Source organism: Pseudomonas sp. AP3_22 TE3818, assembly GCF_053628995.1.
The window spans coordinates 1,449,614-1,465,371 of sequence record NZ_JBRJHL010000001.1 but is presented as its reverse complement, the minus strand read 5'-3'; the positions used below and the strand labels follow the sequence as shown (position 1 = coordinate 1,465,371).

Genomic DNA, 15,758 nt, shown 5'->3' with positions numbered 1-15,758 from the left:
CCGAGCGGTTTCAACAAGCCGCCCGGCGAGGATTTTTTACTGTCAGGCGCCCTCCTGTTCGTCTCGTTACCAAGCGCCTCTTAATTCTTCAAGGAATTGCCATGACTACCCCGGCCACCGAACAACGCCCCAACCTGCGTTCGCAGCGTTTGAACCAGATCACCCACGAGCCGCACAGCAAGCTCGATGCCCTGGTGAAGGCCCACTCCCCGTTTGAAACCCAGGCCAGTTTCGCCCGTTTCGTGGTGGCGCAGTACCTGTTCCAGTCGGAACTGGTGTCGCTGTACAACGACGCCGAACTGACCGCCATCGTGCCGGACCTGCCGGCCCGCTGCCGCGCCGATGCGGCCAAGGCCGACCTGGCGGACCTGGACACCGACGTACCGGCACCTGTCGCCGGTGCCCTGAAGAACCCGAGCAAGGCCGAGGCCCTGGGCTGGATCTTCGTCTCCGAAGGCTCGAAGCTCGGTGCAGCGTTCCTGATCAAGCATGCCATGGGCCTTGGCCTGAGCGAAACCTTCGGCGCCCGTCACCTCGGCGAACCGGCCGGCGGCCGCGCGGAAGGCTGGAAGCGCTTCGTCAGAACCCTGGACGGCCTTGAGTTCAGCGCCCAGGAAGAAGCCGACGTGGAAAAAGGCGCCCTCGACGCGTTCAACCGCTTCACGGTGTTGCTGGAGCAGGCTTATTCGACAACTGCCGAACCGGCCTGAGACATCTAACCCCTGTGGGAGCGGGCTTGCCCGCGATGGCGGCTTCGCATCCAATAGAGATGCTGAATTGTAAATTGCTATCGCGGGCAAGCCCGCTCCCACAGGGTCCGAGCAAGTCCGCTAGATCCCGATCAAGCCTCAACACCTGCCTTGAGCCCATGCCCACCTCTTCCAGACTCTCCCGCCTCCTCTTCGGCCTGCTGGCCTATGTCAGCCTGGGCATCGGCCTGATCGCGATCGTCATTCCCGGTCTGCCAACCACCGAGTTCATTCTGCTGGCCGCCTGGGCCGCGACCCGCAGTTCGCCGCGCCTGAGTGCCTGGCTGGAAAACCACCGGCTGTTCGGTCCCATCCTCCATAACTGGCGCAACGGCAAGGTCATCGTGCGCCGGGCAAAAATCAGCGCCACTGTCAGCATGCTGTTATGTGCCGGTCTGATGCTGGTGATGCTCGATCACGGCTGGCCGATCTATCTGGCGATTGCCGGGATGGGACTGGGCAACCTGTGGATCTGGTCTCGGCCGGAATCGTTGCCGCAACCTTCCTGAAATCACCCCGCGTTTTTTCCTCTTTTTATCCCCATTTTCGGCACATTTTTCTGCGCAAACGTTCAACCCCTACCGTTCGTCGGCAGCCCATTCATGTAACCTGGCCTTCACGCCGATGTGCATTGATCGGCGCTAAATGGATTTAGCGAGTGAGCCGCAACGGCTCACAGCCAACACTTCATCCATTCGCGAGTTCGCCCTATGTTCGACTCACTGTCCATCCGCCTGAAAATCGTCCTGCTCTCCGGTCTGTGCCTGCTGGGGGTAGTCGCCCTGATAGTGGGCATGAACATCTACCAGACCAACCAGAACGATGATCTGGTCAGCGATTCCAGCACTAGAATGCTCACCGCCAGTGTGCAGGACCTGCTGCTGGCCAAGGCCGCCGAACAAGCGGTGCGGGTGCAGAAGACGTTCGGTGAAACCCTGACGGTGGTGACCGCCCTGGCGGATCAGATCAAGGACATGCGCAACCTGGCCGCCAAGCGTTCGCTCGAGCCCGGCGCCTTGCGTGAAGAGTTGAACCAGAGCCTGAAAACCGCCTTCGAACGCAACGGCAAGGTGCTGGGCATCTGGCTGGCATTCGAACCCAACGGCCTGGACGGCAAGGACAGCGAGTTCGTCAACGACGCCGCCCGTCAATCCAACGAGGCCGGTCGTTTCGCTACGTACTGGAGCCGCGCCGGGGGTGATGCCCTCAACACGATCATGGTCGAAGAGGACATGACCAAGACCACCCTGAACCTCAGCGGCACGCCGTACAACGTCTGGTACACCTGCCCTCGGGACAGCAAGCGCACCTGCCTGCTCGACCCCTACGCCGATACTGTCGGCGGCAAGGAAGTGTTGATGACCACCATTTCCGTACCGCTGCTGGTGGACGGCAAGTCCATTGGCGTGGTCGGTATCGACATCGCCCTCGACGCCCTTCAAGCGGCGGCGGTCGACTCTCAGCGCGACCTGTTCAACAGTGCCGGGCACATGCTCATCGTTTCCGGCACTGGGGTGCTGGCCGCCTACAGTGTCGAGGCCGGTAAAGTCGGCAAGAGCATCGGCGACACCCTGGGTGCCGACGGCAAGGACATCCTGCAACTGCTTGGCAGCGGTGCACCGAAGATTCTCCAGCAAGGCGACCTGATCCGTGCGGTGTACCCGGTCAGCCCGATTGCCGATGCCAAGGCCTGGGCCGTGGTGATCGACTTGCCCAAACAAGTGCTGCTGGCCGACTCGGTGAAGCTGCAAGCGGTACTCGACGATGCCCAGCAAAGCGGCACGATCAAGGCCTTGTCGGTGGCAGTGGTTGCCGGTGTGGTCGGCCTGCTGCTGATGTGGCTTACCGCGTCCGGCGTGACCCGACCGATCAACAGCGTGGCGCAAATGCTCAAGGCGATCGCCAGTGGCGACGGTGACCTGACCCAGCGCCTGCACTACAGCAAGCAGGACGAACTGGGCGAACTGGTGAGCTGGTTCAACCGCTTCCTCGACAAGCTGCAACCGACCATCGCGCAGATCAAGCAAAGCATCACCGATGCCCGTGGCACGGCCGACCAGTCTTCGGAAATCGCCCGCCAGACCAGTGAAGGCATGCAAGTGCAGTTCCGCGAAATCGACCAGGTCGCTACCGCGTCCAACGAAATGAGCGCCACGGCCCACGATGTCGCCAACAGCGCCTCGAACGCGGCCAACGCCGCCAAGGGTGCCGACCAGTCGGCCCGCGACGGCATGTCAATCATCGAACGCAGTACCCGCGACATCAATCAACTGGCCGACGAAGTCAGCAAGGCCGTGACCGAAGTCGAAGCCTTGGCGGTGAACAGCGAACAGATCGGCTCGGTACTGGAAGTGATCCGCAGCATCGCCGAGCAAACCAACCTGCTAGCACTCAACGCGGCGATTGAAGCGGCCCGTGCCGGCGAAAGCGGTCGCGGCTTTGCGGTGGTCGCCGATGAAGTGCGCAACCTGGCCAAACGCACCCAGGATTCGGTGGAGGAAATTCGCCTGGTGATCGAACGCATCCAGTCCGGCACCCGCGGTGTGGTCGCCACCATGCACTCGAGCCAGACCCAGGCCCACAGCAACGCCGGGCAGATCCAGCAGGCGGTCCAGGCCCTGAGTAAAATCAGCGACGCGGTCACCGTGATCAGCGACATGAACCTGCAAATCGCCAGCGCCGCCGAGCAGCAAAGCGCCGTCGCCGAAGAGGTCAACCGCAATGTCTCGGCGATCCGCACCGTCACCGAAACCCTGACCGGCCAGGCCACCGAGTCGGCGCAGATCAGCAGCCAGCTCAACACCCTGACCACCCACCAGATGAAATTGATGGATCAGTTCCGCGTATAACCCCGCCGCACCTTGTAGGAGCTGGCTTGCCAGCGATAGCGATCTTTCATTCGACAGGGTCGTTGAATGCCAGTCCGCCATCGCTGGCAAGCCAGCTCCTACAAAGGAATTCATCTGGACTGCAGTTTTTTTGGTCTATGCTCGGCCTCTCGCTCCGGAGGGCCTTCAATGACTGATCTGCTCACGTCCATTCAAGCCGCGCTCGGCTTGCCCAACACCCCGATCTCGTTCACCGCCACGGGCGCCCTGCCCTCGGCATTTGCCGTCACCGAGCTGGCTTGCGCGAGCATCGCCGCCGCCGGCCAGGCCGCCAGCGAACTGCTGCACCAACAGACCGGACGCCTGCCCGACCTTGAAGTTGACCGACGCCTGGCGTCCTTCTGGTTCGCGACCTCGATTCGCCCGATAGGCTGGAGCGTTCCGCCGCTGTGGGACCCGGTGGCCGGTGACTACGCCACCCGCGACGGCTGGATTCGCCTGCACACCAACGCGCCCCATCACCGCGCCGCTGCCGAACGCGTGCTCGGTGCCTGTACCGACCGCCCGGCGATGGCCGGCAAAGTGGCGCAATGGGCGAAAAGCGAGCTGGAACAGGCGGTGGTCGATGCCGGTGGCTGTGCCGCCGAAATGCGCACCTGGGACCAATGGCAGGCCCATCCTCAAGGCCAGGCAGTGAATGCCGAACCCTTGGTTCTGTTCGCCAACCACCCAAGCCAGAGCCACAAACCGTGGACAGGTTCAGTGGCTCGACCACTGGCCGGCATCAAGGTGCTGGACTTGACCCGGGTACTGGCCGGTCCCATCGCCAGCCGCTTTCTGGCAGGCCTGGGCGCCGATGTCCTGCGCATCGATCCGCCGACCTGGAACGAGCCGGGGGTGGTGCCGGAAGTCACGTTGGGAAAACGTTGCGCGCGTCTTGATCTGAGCGACAAGTCCGACCGCGGCGTATTCGAATCCCTGCTCAAGGACGCCGACATTCTGCTCCACGGCTATCGTGCCGATGCGCTGGAGCGACTTGGCTTGGGCACGAATCAGCGTCGGCAACTGAACCCCGGCCTGATTGATGTTTGCCTCAACGCCTATGGCTGGAGTGGCCCCTGGCAAAATCGTCGGGGCTTCGACAGCCTGGTACAGATGAGCAGTGGCATTGCCGAAGCGGGCATGCGCTGGAAGTCGGCGGACAAGCCGACGCCATTGCCAGTGCAGGCACTCGATCACGCCACCGGGTATTTGATGGCGGCCAGTGCGATCAGGTTGTTGGCCGGACGCCTGAGCAGCGGGATGGGCGGCTCGGCGCGATTGTCGTTGGCGCGCACCGCGAAGTTGTTGATCGAGCATGGGCCCGGCCCGGACGAGTCGTTGCGTGGCGAAGATCAACAGGATCTGGGGACGCTGGTGGAGCAAACGTCCTGGGGGCCGGCGCATCGGTTGCAGGTGCCGCTGAAGATCACCGCGACGCCGTTGCAATGGGCGCTGCCGGCAACGGAACTGGGTTCACATCCCGCGCAGTGGTGGTGACCGTCAGATCGCCTTCGCGAGCAAGCCCGCTCCCACATTTTATTGCGATCACCTGTGGGAGCGGGCTTGCCCGCGAAGGCGTCAGGATTATCGATACAAATTCCGGATCAACTCAGTCCACCCGACTCAACGAAGTCCACAGCACCTGCGCCGCATACCCTCGATAAGGCCGCCACCCTTCAGCCCGCGCCAACAGCTGCTTCGCCGTCACCGGCCCCCCCTCCAGTGCCGCCAACGCATTGACCAGCCCCACATCGCCATTGGGAAATCCATCCATCTCCCGCAACTGTCGCAACGCAATGTACTGCGCCGTCCAGTCACCAATCCCGTGCAACGCCAGCAACCGCGCTACGCCCCCCTCCCGGCCGGGCTCGAACAATCGCGGGTCATCGAGCAATGCCCGAGCCACACCCGACAAGGTCCGCCCGCGGCTTTTCGGCATGCCCAGCGCAGCCAGGTCTGCCCCCGCCAACACGTCAGCCGTGGGGAATACATGGCTCAAGCCCGGCAACGGATTACCCAGCGGAGCGCCATATTGCGCTACCAGTTTCCCCGCCAGGCGGATCGCCGCCGCCACCGTAATCTGCTGCCCCAGCACCGCGCGGATCGCCAGTTCCAGCCCGTCCCACGCCCCCGGCACACGCAATCCGGGACGCTCGGCAATCAACCGCGCCATCAGCGGATCAAGCGTTAAATGCCGATGGATCGGGGCGAGGTCGGCATCTAGATCGAACATCCGCCGCACGCTTGCGACGATGTCGGGCACGGCGCTCGGGTCGGGAAAGTCCAGCGTCAGCTCAAGGGCGTCAGACGTGGCAGGCCGGATAGAAAAACTGCCATGCATCCCCTTCAGATCGATGCTGCGCCAGTAGGCGCCGTCAGCAACCGTTTCCAGTCCTGCAATCGCCCGAGCCGACAAAAATCCCAGCATGGCCGGCCAGTCATAAGGCGGCTGATACGCCAGCAACAGCTTCACAGACTCAGCAACCCGCTATACAGCCCATAGGCCGCCAGCCCGGCGCCGCCGATGACCGCGGTGAAAATGCCTTTCTCGAGCGTCGTGAACAATGGCATGCCCTGTTCATGGCGGGCCTTGGCAAACAGGATCACACCCGGCGCATACAGCAACGCCGACAGCAGTAAATACTTCAGGCCACCGGCGTACAGCAACCACACCGCGTAACTCAAGGCGATGACGCCAACCAGCAAATCCTTGCTGCGCTCGGCGGTTGCCTGCTGGTACGTTTCCCCGCGCACGCACAACAACACCGCATAGGCCGCCGACCACAGGTACGGCACCAGAATCATCGATGACGCCAGGTAAATCAGACTGGTGTAGGTGCCGGCGGAAAACAGCGTGATCAGCAGGAACAACTGGATCATCGAGTTGGTCAGCCACATTGCATTGACCGGCACACGGTTGGCATTTTCCCTGGTCAGGAATGCCGGCATGGTCTTGTCTTTCGCCGTGGCGAACAGAATTTCGGCGCACAACAGCGCCCAGGACAGCAACGCCCCCAACAGCGAGATCGCCAGGCCGACGCTGATCAGCAATGCGCCCCAGGGGCCGACGATATGCTCAAGCACCGCCGCCAACGAGGGGTTCTGCAGTTTCGCCAGTTCCGGCTGGGTCATGATCCCCAGCGACAGCACGTTCACCAGCACCAACAGTGCCAATACCCCAATGAACCCGATCACCGTCGCCCGGCCCACGTCGGAACGTTTCTCCGCCCGGGCGGAATAGACACTGGCCCCCTCGATACCGATGAACACGAACACGGTGACCAGCATCATGTGCCGAACCTGATTCATCACACTGCCGAATTCCGGGTTGTTACGCCCCCAGATATCGAGGGTAAAGATGTCCGCCTGGAACGCAACGGCGGCAATCACGATGAACATGATCAACGGCACGATCTTGGCCACGGTGGTCACCTGGTTGATGAACGTCGCCTCCTTGATCCCGCGCATCACCACAAAATGCACGGTCCAGAGCAGCAGCGAAGCGCAGGCGATGGCGATCGGCGTGTTGCCTTCGCCAAAGACCGGAACAAAATAACCAAGGGTGCTGAACAGCAGCACGAAATAGCCGACGTTGCCCAGCCAGGCACTGATCCAGTACCCCCAGGCGGACGAGAAGCCCATGTAGTCGCCGAACCCGGCCTTGGCATAGGCATACACCCCGGACTCCAGCTCCGGCTTGCGATTGGCCAGGGTCTGGAACACGAACGCCAGGGTCAGCATGCCGACGGCGGTGATCGCCCAACCGATCAGGATCGCCCCGGCATCGGCCCTGGCCGCCATGTTTTGCGGCAGGGAAAAGATCCCGCCGCCGATCATCGAACCCACCACCAGGGCGATCAATGCGCTCAGGCGAAGCTTGTTCGGTGATTGCGACATCGTTGCATCTCCATTTTTCCGGGGGGCGACCACTGCCGCGAGATCGTCACATATCGGGCGTCAACTAAACCGTTGAAGCGTAATAACGTTTATTGGATAACGCCAATATATGTCTTTTTACTTGCACAAAACGGCTATTAAAGGCGCCGATATAATCATTTGTTGTATACGCTTTTCCAATACATCCATTTCGTACAAAAAACCCGTGAAGAAGATTGGCGAATTCTGAAAAACCAACTAGCGTCATAATTCGAAACAAAACACAAAAGTACTGAAATAATTCACTAAAAAGGCTCTAGATCAAGCATTACAAGCAGCCGCCTTGCAAGTGATAGCACTCCGCCATGAGACTGGGAACGCTCTCATTTAGTGATCCAAGTCAGCTGATTGGATAGCCAACGGAATTAGTCTGTTGCCTCTCTTCTCCTGCATTGGAGTCATGCAATGTCTGAAGCTCCCGGAAAACTCAAACTCGGCGCACTGGTTGCATTAGTCGTCGGTTCGATGATTGGTGGCGGGATCTTTTCCTTGCCGCAAAACATGGCCGCCAGTGCCGATGTCGGTGCCATTCTGATCGGTTGGGCAATCACCGCCGTCGGTATGCTCACCCTGGCATTCGTGTTCCAGACCCTGGCCAATCGCAAACCCGACCTGGACGGCGGGGTCTACGCCTACGCCAAGGCCGGTTTCGGCGACTACATGGGCTTCTCGTCCGCCTGGGGATACTGGATCAGTGCCTGGCTGGGCAACGTCGGTTACTTCGTCCTGTTGTTCAGCACACTCGGCTACTTCTTTCCGATATTCGGGGAGGGGAATACCCCTGCCGCCGTGATCGGTGCCTCGGTGCTGCTCTGGGCCGTGCATTTCCTCGTACTGCGAGGCATCAAGGAAGCGGCGTTCATCAACCTGGTGACCACCGTCGCCAAGATCGTGCCGCTGGTGCTGTTCATGTTGATCGCGTTGTTCGCCTTCAAACTGGACATCTTCACCGCCGACATCTGGGGGCTCAAGAACCCGGACCTGGGCAGCGTGATGGACCAGGTGCGCAAGATGATGCTGGTCACCGTGTGGGTGTTCATCGGCATCGAAGGCGCGAGCATCTTTTCGGCCCGCGCGGAAAAACGCAGCGACGTGGGTAAAGCCACCGTGATCGGCTTTGTCACCGTACTGTTGTTTTTGGTCCTGGTGAACGTGCTGTCGCTGGGGATCATGACTCAGCCGGAACTGGCCAAACTGCAGAACCCGTCGATGGCGGCGGTGCTGGAGCATGTGGTCGGGCACTGGGGTGCAGTGCTGATCAGCGTCGGCCTGATCATCTCGCTGCTGGGGGCGTTGCTGTCGTGGGTGCTGCTGTGTGCGGAGATCATGTTCGCCGCGGCCAAGGACCACACCATGCCGGCGTTTTTGCGCCGCGAAAACGCCAACCATGTACCGGTCAATGCCCTGTGGCTGACCAACGCCATGGTGCAGATCTTCCTGATCATCACCTTGTTCTCGGCCAGTACCTACCTGTCGCTGATCTACCTCGCCACCTCGATGATCCTGGTGCCTTACCTGTGGTCGGCGGCCTACGCACTGCTGTTGGCCGTGCGGGGCGAAACCTACGAGGGCGCGCCCGGCGGTCGGCAGAAAGATCTCATCATCGGCGCCGTGGCCCTGGTCTATGCGGTCTGGCTGCTCTATGCCGGCGGCACCAAATACCTGCTGCTGTCCGCCCTGCTCTACGCCCCCGGCGTGATCCTGTTCGCCAAGGCCAAGCTGGAAATCAACAAACCGGTTTTCACCAACGTCGAGAAGCTGATTTTCGCTGCGGTGGTCGTCGGCGCCGTGGTGGCGGCCTACGGCCTCTACGACGGCTTCCTGACCCTGTAATGCAATTGTTTTGTCATCTGGAGGATCACTGTAATGACCACGGAAAAAGTTAAGTACGGCGTCCATTCCGAAGCCGGCAAACTGCGCAAAGTCATGGTTTGCTCCCCAGGACTTGCCCATCAGCGGCTGACCCCGAACAACTGCGACGAACTGCTGTTCGATGACGTGCTGTGGGTGGCCCAGGCCAAGCGCGACCACTTCGACTTCGTCACCAAGATGCGCGAACGTAACGTCGATGTGCTGGAAATGCACAACCTGCTGACCGACATCGTCGCCATTCCCGAAGCCCTGGACTGGATTCTGGAACGCAAGATCACCGCCAACTCGGTGGGCCTGGGCCTGATCAACGAAACCGCCTCGTGGCTGCGCAGCCTGGAACCACGTCACATCGCCGAGTTCCTGATCGGCGGCGTATCGGGCGACGACTTACCGACCAGTTTCGGCGGCAAGGCCATCGAGATGTTCCGCGACTTCCTCGGCCACTCCAGCTTCATCCTGCCGCCGCTGCCCAACACCCAGTTCACCCGCGATACCACCTGCTGGATCTACGGTGGCGTCACCCTCAACCCGATGTACTGGCCGGCGCGCCGTCAGGAGACCCTGCTGACCACCGCCATCTACAAATTCCACCCCGAGTTCACCAACGCCGACTTCCAGATCTGGTACGGCGACCCGGACAAGGACCACGGCAACGCCACCCTTGAGGGCGGTGATGTGATGCCGATCGGCAACGGCGTGGTGTTGATCGGCATGGGCGAACGCTCCTCGCGCCAGGCCATTGCCCAACTGGCGGTGAACCTGTTCAAGAACAAGGCCGTCGAGAAAGTGATAGTCGCCGGCCTGCCGAAATCCCGCGCGGCGATGCACCTGGACACCGTGTTCAGCTTCTGCGATCGCGACCTCGTCACGATCTTCCCGGAAGTGGTGAACCAGATTGTCGCCTTCACCCTGCACCCTGATGAAAGCAAGGCAGGCGGCATCGACATCCGTCGCGAAGACACCAACTTCCTCGACACCGTCGCCCAGGCTCTCAACCTCAAAGCGTTGCGCGTGGTGGAGACCGGCGGCAACAGCTTCGCCGCCGAACGCGAGCAATGGGACGACGGCAACAACGTGGTGGCCGTGGAGCCGGGCGTGGTCATCGGCTACGACCGCAATACCTACACCAATACCCTGCTGCGCAAGGCCGGGGTGGAGGTCATCACCATCAGCGCCGGCGAACTCGGCCGGGGACGGGGCGGCGGCCACTGCATGACCTGCCCGATCATCCGCGACCCGATCGACTACTAACCTATTACCTTGGCCCGCGCTGCCCTCTACCCCAGGGCATGCACGGACCAAGAGGATAACCGACACCTTAGGAGATCCAAAATGGCGTTCAATATCCATAACCGCAATCTGCTGAGCCTGGAACACCACACCCCTCGCGAATTGCGCTACCTGCTCGACCTGTCCCGCGACCTCAAGCGTGCCAAGTACACCGGCACCGAACAGCAGCATCTCAAGGGCAACAACATCGCGCTGATCTTCGAAAAAACCTCGACCCGCACCCGTTGCGCGTTCGAAGTTGCAGCCTACGACCAGGGCGCCAACGTCACCTACATCGACCCGAACTCCTCGCAGATCGGCCACAAGGAAAGCATGAAGGACACCGCCCGCGTGCTCGGGCGCATGTACGACGCCATCGAGTACCGTGGCTTCAAGCAGGAAATCGTCGAGGAGCTGGCCAAGTTCGCCGGCGTACCGGTGTTCAACGGCCTGACCGACGAGTATCACCCGACACAAATGATTGCCGACGTGCTGACCATGCGTGAACACGCCGACAAACCGATCCACGAAATCAGCTACGCCTACCTCGGCGACGCGCGCAACAACATGGGTAACTCGCTGTTGCTGATCGGCGCCAAGCTCGGCATGGACGTGCGCATCTGCGCGCCAAAAGCCCTGTGGCCGGCGGACGACCTGGTCGCCCGCTGCAAACAGTACGGCGAAGAAAGCGGCGCGCGCATCACCCTCACCGAAGACCCGAAAGCGGCGGTCAAGGGCGTCGACTTCATCCACACCGATGTCTGGGTGTCGATGGGCGAACCGGTTGAAGCCTGGGCCGAACGCATCCAGCAACTGCTGCCGTACCAGGTCAACGCCGAACTGATGAAAGCCACCGGCAACCCGCGCACCAAGTTCATGCACTGCCTGCCGGCGTTCCACAACTGTGATACCAAAGTCGGCAAGCAGATTGCCGAGCAGTACCCGCACCTGAGCAACGGCATCGAAGTGACCGATGACGTGTTCGAGTCGCCGGCCTGCATCGCCTTCGAGCAAGCGGAAAACCGCATGCATACCATCAAGGCGATTCTGGTGTCGACGCTGGCTGACCTGTAACGGCCGACCGGCTCCTTGTGGGAGCTGGCTTGCCAGCGATGGCCGCACCTCGGTGTTTCAGATAGACCGCGGTGATCCCATCGCTGGCAAGCCAGCTCCCACAGGAGACGGAGTTCGCCCGTTTACTTCTCTTTTAGAAGGACTGACACCATGCGTATCGTCGTTGCTCTGGGCGGTAATGCCCTGCTCCGCCGCGGCGAACCGATGACCGCTGACAACCAGCGCGCCAACATCCGGATCGCCACCGAACAGATCGCCAAGATCCATCCCGGCAACCAACTGGTCATTGCCCACGGCAATGGCCCCCAGGTCGGCCTGCTGTCATTGCAGGCGGCGGCCTACACCTCGGTTTCGCCCTACCCGCTGGACGTACTCGGCGCCGAGACCGAAGGCATGATCGGCTACATCATCGAACAGGAACTGGGCAACCTGCTGGACTTCGAAGTGCCCTTCGCGACCCTGCTGACCCAGGTCGAAGTCGATGCCAATGACCCGGCCTTCAAGAACCCGACCAAGCCCATCGGCCCGGTCTACAGCAAGGCCGAGGCGGAACAACTCGCCGCCGAAAAAGGCTGGGCTATTGCTCCGGACGGCGACAAGTACCGCCGCGTGGTCGCCAGCCCGAAACCCAAGCGCATCTTCGAAATCCGTCCGATCAAATGGCTGCTGGAAAAAAGCAGCATCGTGATCTGCGCCGGTGGCGGCGGCATTCCGACCATGTATACCTCGCCCGGAAAACTCGAGGGCGTCGAAGCGGTCATCGACAAGGATCTGTGCTCGGCGCTGCTGGCCGAACAGCTTGAAGCCGATCTGCTGGTGATTGCCACCGACGTCAACGCCGCTTTCATCGACTTTGGCAAACCCACGCAGAAAGCCATCGCCCAGGCGCACCCCGACGAAATGGAAAAACTCGGCTTCGCCGCCGGCTCCATGGGACCGAAGGTGCAGGCAGCCTGCGAATTCGCGCGCCATACTGGAAAAGTGGCGGTGATCGGCTCGCTCGCGGACATCGAAGCGATCGTCCAGGGCAAGGCCGGTACGCGCATCAGCACGGCGACCGCCGGCATTACTTACTTGTAGAGAGAGGCGTTTATGGCAATGTTTGATCCAGGTCGCTTGCACATCGAGCGCCATGCGCTGAACAAAGATGATGTGAGCTACAACATCCACCTCGACTATGAAGTCAGCAAGAACCCCAAAGGGGAAAAAGGCATTCAGTTCACCATGCATGGCAGCATTCAGGGCAAGGACCTGAAGGAGCCCTTCTTCCTGCCCAAGGAGGAAGCCTACAACTTCGCCAGCAATGTGACGAAAATCGCCGAGAAATATGGCATTCCCAAAGAAAAAATCGCCATTGGTTCGTCACACGAACATTACGACCTGATGTTCGAAGACATCCGCAAGCAACTGAATATGAAATCCGGCGACCCGATAGATCTCGAGAAATTCGAGTAGCCCCGCATTCCTGTAGGAGCGGGCTTGCCCGCGATAGCGGTATATCTGTCACATCAATGCCAGATCTACCGCCGTCATCGCGGGCAAGCCCGCTCCCACAGGGGATTGTCGTCGTCAGGAAATCCCGCGCAGGATTTCACCATTAGCCCGCCCCAAGGCATACTTGCCACCCTCCGCACTGCAGACCCCGAAACCGCCCCATGCGTATCCACGTCAGCTTCATCGACCGCGTCGGTATCACCCAGGAAGTCCTGGCCCTGCTTGGCGGGCGCAATCTGAACCTGGATGCGGTGGAAATGGTCCCGCCCAATGTGTACATAGACGCCCCGACCCTGAGCCCGCAAGTCCTCGAGGAACTGCGCGATGCCCTGTTCAGCGTGCGTGGCGTGCAGGCGGTGACGGTGGTCGACATCCTGCCCGGCCAGCGTCGGCACTTGCAGCTCGACGCGTTGCTGGCCGCCATGACCGATCCGGTGCTGGCACTGGACAGCGACGGCAAGGTGCTGCTGGCCAACCCGGCGTTGATCGCCCTGTACGGCCGCGAACCGGGGGGTGAAAGCGTGGCCGACCTGTTTGCCGACGCGGCCTTGCTCGACGCCCTGCTCGAGCAAGGCTTTCGCCTGCCGCTGCGGGAAATCATCGTCAATGGCCAGACCTTCCTGCTCGACGCCACACCGATCACCGACGCCGGTGCCCTGCTGACCCTGTACCAGCCGAACCGCATCGGCGAACGTCTTTCCGCACTGCACCATGACCATGCCGAAGGTTTCGATGCACTGCTCGGCGAGTCCCCGGTCATCCGCACCCTCAAGGCGCGCGCCCAGCGGGTGGCGGCCCTCGATGCGCCGCTGCTGATCCAGGGGGAAACCGGCACCGGCAAGGAACTGGTGGCCCGTGCCTGCCACGCCATCAGCGCCCGGCACAGCTCACCCTTTCTGGCGTTGAACTGTGCGGCATTGCCAGAGAACCTCGCCGAAAGTGAACTGTTCGGCTACGCCCCCGGCGCTTTCACCGGCGCGCAACGCGGCGGCAAGCCAGGGCTGATGGAGCTGGCCAACCAGGGCACGGTGTTTCTCGATGAAATCGGCGAGATGTCACCGTATTTGCAAGCCAAGCTGCTGCGTTTCCTCAACGACGGCAGTTTTCGCCGGGTCGGCGGTGACCGCGAGGTCAAGGTCAACGTGCGGATCCTCAGCGCAACCCACCGCGATCTGGAAAAAATGGTCAGCGAAGGCCTGTTCCGCGAAGACCTGTTTTATCGCCTCAACGTCCTGAATGTTGAAGTGCCGCCGTTGCGCGAGCGCGGACAGGACATTCTGCTGCTGGCCCGCTACTTCATGCAGCAGGCCTGTGCGCAGATCCAGCGCCCGATCTGTCGCCTGGCACCGGGCACTTACCCGGCGCTGCTGGGCAACCGCTGGCCGGGCAACGTACGACAATTGCAGAACGTGATCTTCCGCGCCGCGGCGATTTGCGAAAGCAGCCTGGTGGACATTGGCGACCTCGACATCGCCGGCACTTCGGTAGCCCGCCAGGGCGACCATGACGTCGACAGCCTGGAACAGGCCATGGACGAATTCGAAAAGACCCTGCTGGAAAAACTCTACGTCAGCTATCCCTCGACCCGGCAACTGGCGACCCGCCTGCAAACCTCCCACACCGCGATTGCCCATCGGTTGCGCAAGTACGGGATTCCCGGCAAGGCTTGAGCCCCAGTGTCTAATCCACCGCAGATCCCTGTGGGAGCGGGCTTGCTCGCGAAGGCGGTACATCAGTCAATACATCGTCGCCTGACACTACGCTTTCGCGAGCAAGCCCGCTCCCACAGGTTCTCCGTCACCCGGAAAATTGCGCCAAAAACGACCTCCATCTGTACTGAAAGCGCTACAGCGGCACGATATCGCTACACCCCTCTCCGATCACGCCTGTGCAAGGCTTTGATCCACCTCGGCTTTTATCATTGACACATGCCGTATCGATTTCGCTACAGCGAATAAATTTCAGCCTTTGTCGAAACCTCATAAAACATTGATAAATAACAAAAAAACAACGTTGGCCGCGTTCTTGCTATGTAGTTCTCCATAACCAGGGCATCGCCCAAGCATTCAATCGCGTCCACCAGACGAGTCTGGCCCCTTAGGAGTTTCCATGAGCGAGTTGCGTTTTACTGAAGATCACGAATGGCTGCGCACCGAAGCTGACGGCAGCGTCACGGTCGGCATCACCGCTTTCGCACAGAACGCCCTGGGCGACGTGGTTTTCGTTCAATTGCCTGAGCTGCAGTCCTACGACAAAGGCGCCGAAGCCGCCACCGTGGAATCGGTAAAAGCCGCCAGCGGCGTGTACATGCCGCTGGACGGCGAAGTGCTGGAAGTGAACCCGGCGCTGGACAGCAGCCCTGAACTGGTCAACGAAGATCCGCTGGGCGAAGGCTGGTTCTTCCGTTTCAAACCTGCCGATGCCTCCGCTGTCGGCCAACTGCTGAACCAGGACGCTTACGACCGCCTGATCAAAGCCCAAGCCGAAGCCTGAG

General features: G+C 61.1%; 13 protein-coding genes and 1 pseudogene. 12 read left to right on the top strand and 2 right to left on the bottom strand.

What is annotated here, in order from left to right; all coding sequences use genetic code 11:
* The first annotated feature begins 101 nt into the window (after nucleotides 1–101).
* The 5 genes and pseudogenes from AB7M25_RS06830 (at nucleotide 102) to AB7M25_RS06810 (ending at nucleotide 5,116) form a co-directional block, all read left to right on the top strand.
* On the top strand, nucleotides 102–710 hold the full coding sequence (locus AB7M25_RS06830; protein WP_454237102.1) for a biliverdin-producing heme oxygenase: 609 nt from the start codon (nucleotides 102–104) through the stop codon (nucleotides 708–710).
* 158 nt (nucleotides 711–868) lie between these two features.
* The gene (locus AB7M25_RS06825) at nucleotides 869–1,258 is read left to right on the top strand and encodes a YbaN family protein (protein WP_429386164.1); all 390 of its coding nucleotides are present in this window, start codon (nucleotides 869–871) and stop codon (nucleotides 1,256–1,258) included.
* A 201-nt stretch (nucleotides 1,259–1,459) separates the two neighbouring features.
* Nucleotides 1,460–2,740, top strand: a pseudogene (locus AB7M25_RS06820) (PDC sensor domain-containing protein); the annotation flags it as partial.
* Between the two features lie 102 nt (nucleotides 2,741–2,842).
* Nucleotides 2,843–3,598 carry a methyl-accepting chemotaxis protein gene (locus AB7M25_RS06815; RefSeq protein WP_376739137.1) on the top strand — a complete coding sequence of 252 codons (756 nt, stop codon included), beginning with the start codon at nucleotides 2,843–2,845 and terminating at the stop codon, nucleotides 3,596–3,598.
* A gap of 168 nt (nucleotides 3,599–3,766) precedes the next feature.
* A complete protein-coding gene (locus AB7M25_RS06810) occupies nucleotides 3,767–5,116 on the top strand; it encodes a CoA transferase (protein ID WP_454237101.1) in 1,350 nt (449 codons plus the stop codon).
* Between the two features lie 112 nt (nucleotides 5,117–5,228).
* On the opposite strand, the gene AB7M25_RS06805 is transcribed toward AB7M25_RS06810, so the two are convergent.
* A complete protein-coding gene (locus AB7M25_RS06805) occupies nucleotides 5,229–6,092 on the bottom strand; it encodes a DNA-3-methyladenine glycosylase family protein (RefSeq protein ID WP_429386162.1) in 864 nt (287 codons plus the stop codon).
* Entirely contained in the window at nucleotides 6,089–7,516 is a 1,428-nt protein-coding gene (gene arcD, locus AB7M25_RS06800) for an arginine-ornithine antiporter (RefSeq protein WP_429386160.1), read from the bottom strand. The genes AB7M25_RS06805 and arcD (AB7M25_RS06800) overlap by 4 nt, the downstream gene beginning before the upstream one ends.
* A gap of 444 nt (nucleotides 7,517–7,960) precedes the next feature.
* On the opposite strand from arcD (AB7M25_RS06800), the gene arcD (AB7M25_RS06795) reads away from it, so the two are divergent.
* The 7 genes from arcD (AB7M25_RS06795) to gcvH all read left to right on the top strand — a co-directional run bounded on the left by arcD (AB7M25_RS06795) (nucleotide 7,961) and on the right by gcvH (nucleotide 15,757).
* Nucleotides 7,961–9,388, top strand: coding sequence for an arginine-ornithine antiporter (arcD, locus tag AB7M25_RS06795; RefSeq protein WP_454237100.1), 1,428 nt, complete (start codon nucleotides 7,961–7,963; stop codon nucleotides 9,386–9,388).
* A gap of 33 nt (nucleotides 9,389–9,421) precedes the next feature.
* Nucleotides 9,422–10,678 carry an arginine deiminase gene (arcA, locus tag AB7M25_RS06790; protein WP_454237099.1) on the top strand — a complete coding sequence of 419 codons (1,257 nt, stop codon included), beginning with the start codon at nucleotides 9,422–9,424 and terminating at the stop codon, nucleotides 10,676–10,678.
* 81 nt (nucleotides 10,679–10,759) lie between these two features.
* Nucleotides 10,760–11,770, top strand: coding sequence for an ornithine carbamoyltransferase (locus AB7M25_RS06785; RefSeq protein WP_007974406.1), 1,011 nt, complete (start codon nucleotides 10,760–10,762; stop codon nucleotides 11,768–11,770).
* A gap of 150 nt (nucleotides 11,771–11,920) precedes the next feature.
* On the top strand, nucleotides 11,921–12,850 hold the full coding sequence (arcC, locus tag AB7M25_RS06780) for a carbamate kinase (RefSeq protein ID WP_104449203.1): 930 nt from the start codon (nucleotides 11,921–11,923) through the stop codon (nucleotides 12,848–12,850).
* A gap of 12 nt (nucleotides 12,851–12,862) precedes the next feature.
* Nucleotides 12,863–13,225 (top strand): DUF5064 family protein, encoded by a 363-nt coding sequence (locus AB7M25_RS06775; RefSeq protein WP_429386156.1) that lies wholly within the window; start codon nucleotides 12,863–12,865, stop codon nucleotides 13,223–13,225.
* A gap of 200 nt (nucleotides 13,226–13,425) precedes the next feature.
* Complete coding sequence (locus AB7M25_RS06770; protein WP_454237098.1) at nucleotides 13,426–14,934, top strand: sigma-54-dependent transcriptional regulator; 1,509 nt, start codon at nucleotides 13,426–13,428, stop codon at nucleotides 14,932–14,934.
* 439 nt (nucleotides 14,935–15,373) lie between these two features.
* Nucleotides 15,374–15,757, top strand: a complete 384-nt coding sequence (gcvH, locus tag AB7M25_RS06765; protein ID WP_454237097.1) for a glycine cleavage system protein GcvH — start codon at nucleotides 15,374–15,376, stop codon at nucleotides 15,755–15,757.
* Nucleotide 15,758: the final 1 nt, after the last annotated feature.

What these genes read in the sequence shown, in the direction of transcription:
- AB7M25_RS06830 (WP_454237102.1), top strand. Translation starts at nt 102, where the DNA reads ATGACTACCCCGGCCACCGAACAACGCCCCAACCTGCGTTCGCAGCGT.
- AB7M25_RS06825 (WP_429386164.1), top strand. Translation starts at nt 869, where the DNA reads ATGCCCACCTCTTCCAGACTCTCCCGCCTCCTCTTCGGCCTGCTGGCC.
- AB7M25_RS06815 (WP_376739137.1), top strand. Translation starts at nt 2,843, where the DNA reads ATGCAAGTGCAGTTCCGCGAAATCGACCAGGTCGCTACCGCGTCCAAC.
- AB7M25_RS06810 (WP_454237101.1), top strand. Translation starts at nt 3,767, where the DNA reads ATGACTGATCTGCTCACGTCCATTCAAGCCGCGCTCGGCTTGCCCAAC.
- arcD (WP_429386160.1), bottom strand. Translation starts at nt 7,516, where the DNA reads ATGTCGCAATCACCGAACAAGCTTCGCCTGAGCGCATTGATCGCCCTG.
- arcD (WP_454237100.1), top strand. Translation starts at nt 7,961, where the DNA reads ATGTCTGAAGCTCCCGGAAAACTCAAACTCGGCGCACTGGTTGCATTA.
- arcA (WP_454237099.1), top strand. Translation starts at nt 9,422, where the DNA reads ATGACCACGGAAAAAGTTAAGTACGGCGTCCATTCCGAAGCCGGCAAA.
- AB7M25_RS06785 (WP_007974406.1), top strand. Translation starts at nt 10,760, where the DNA reads ATGGCGTTCAATATCCATAACCGCAATCTGCTGAGCCTGGAACACCAC.
- arcC (WP_104449203.1), top strand. Translation starts at nt 11,921, where the DNA reads ATGCGTATCGTCGTTGCTCTGGGCGGTAATGCCCTGCTCCGCCGCGGC.
- AB7M25_RS06775 (WP_429386156.1), top strand. Translation starts at nt 12,863, where the DNA reads ATGGCAATGTTTGATCCAGGTCGCTTGCACATCGAGCGCCATGCGCTG.
- AB7M25_RS06770 (WP_454237098.1), top strand. Translation starts at nt 13,426, where the DNA reads ATGCGTATCCACGTCAGCTTCATCGACCGCGTCGGTATCACCCAGGAA.
- gcvH (WP_454237097.1), top strand. Translation starts at nt 15,374, where the DNA reads ATGAGCGAGTTGCGTTTTACTGAAGATCACGAATGGCTGCGCACCGAA.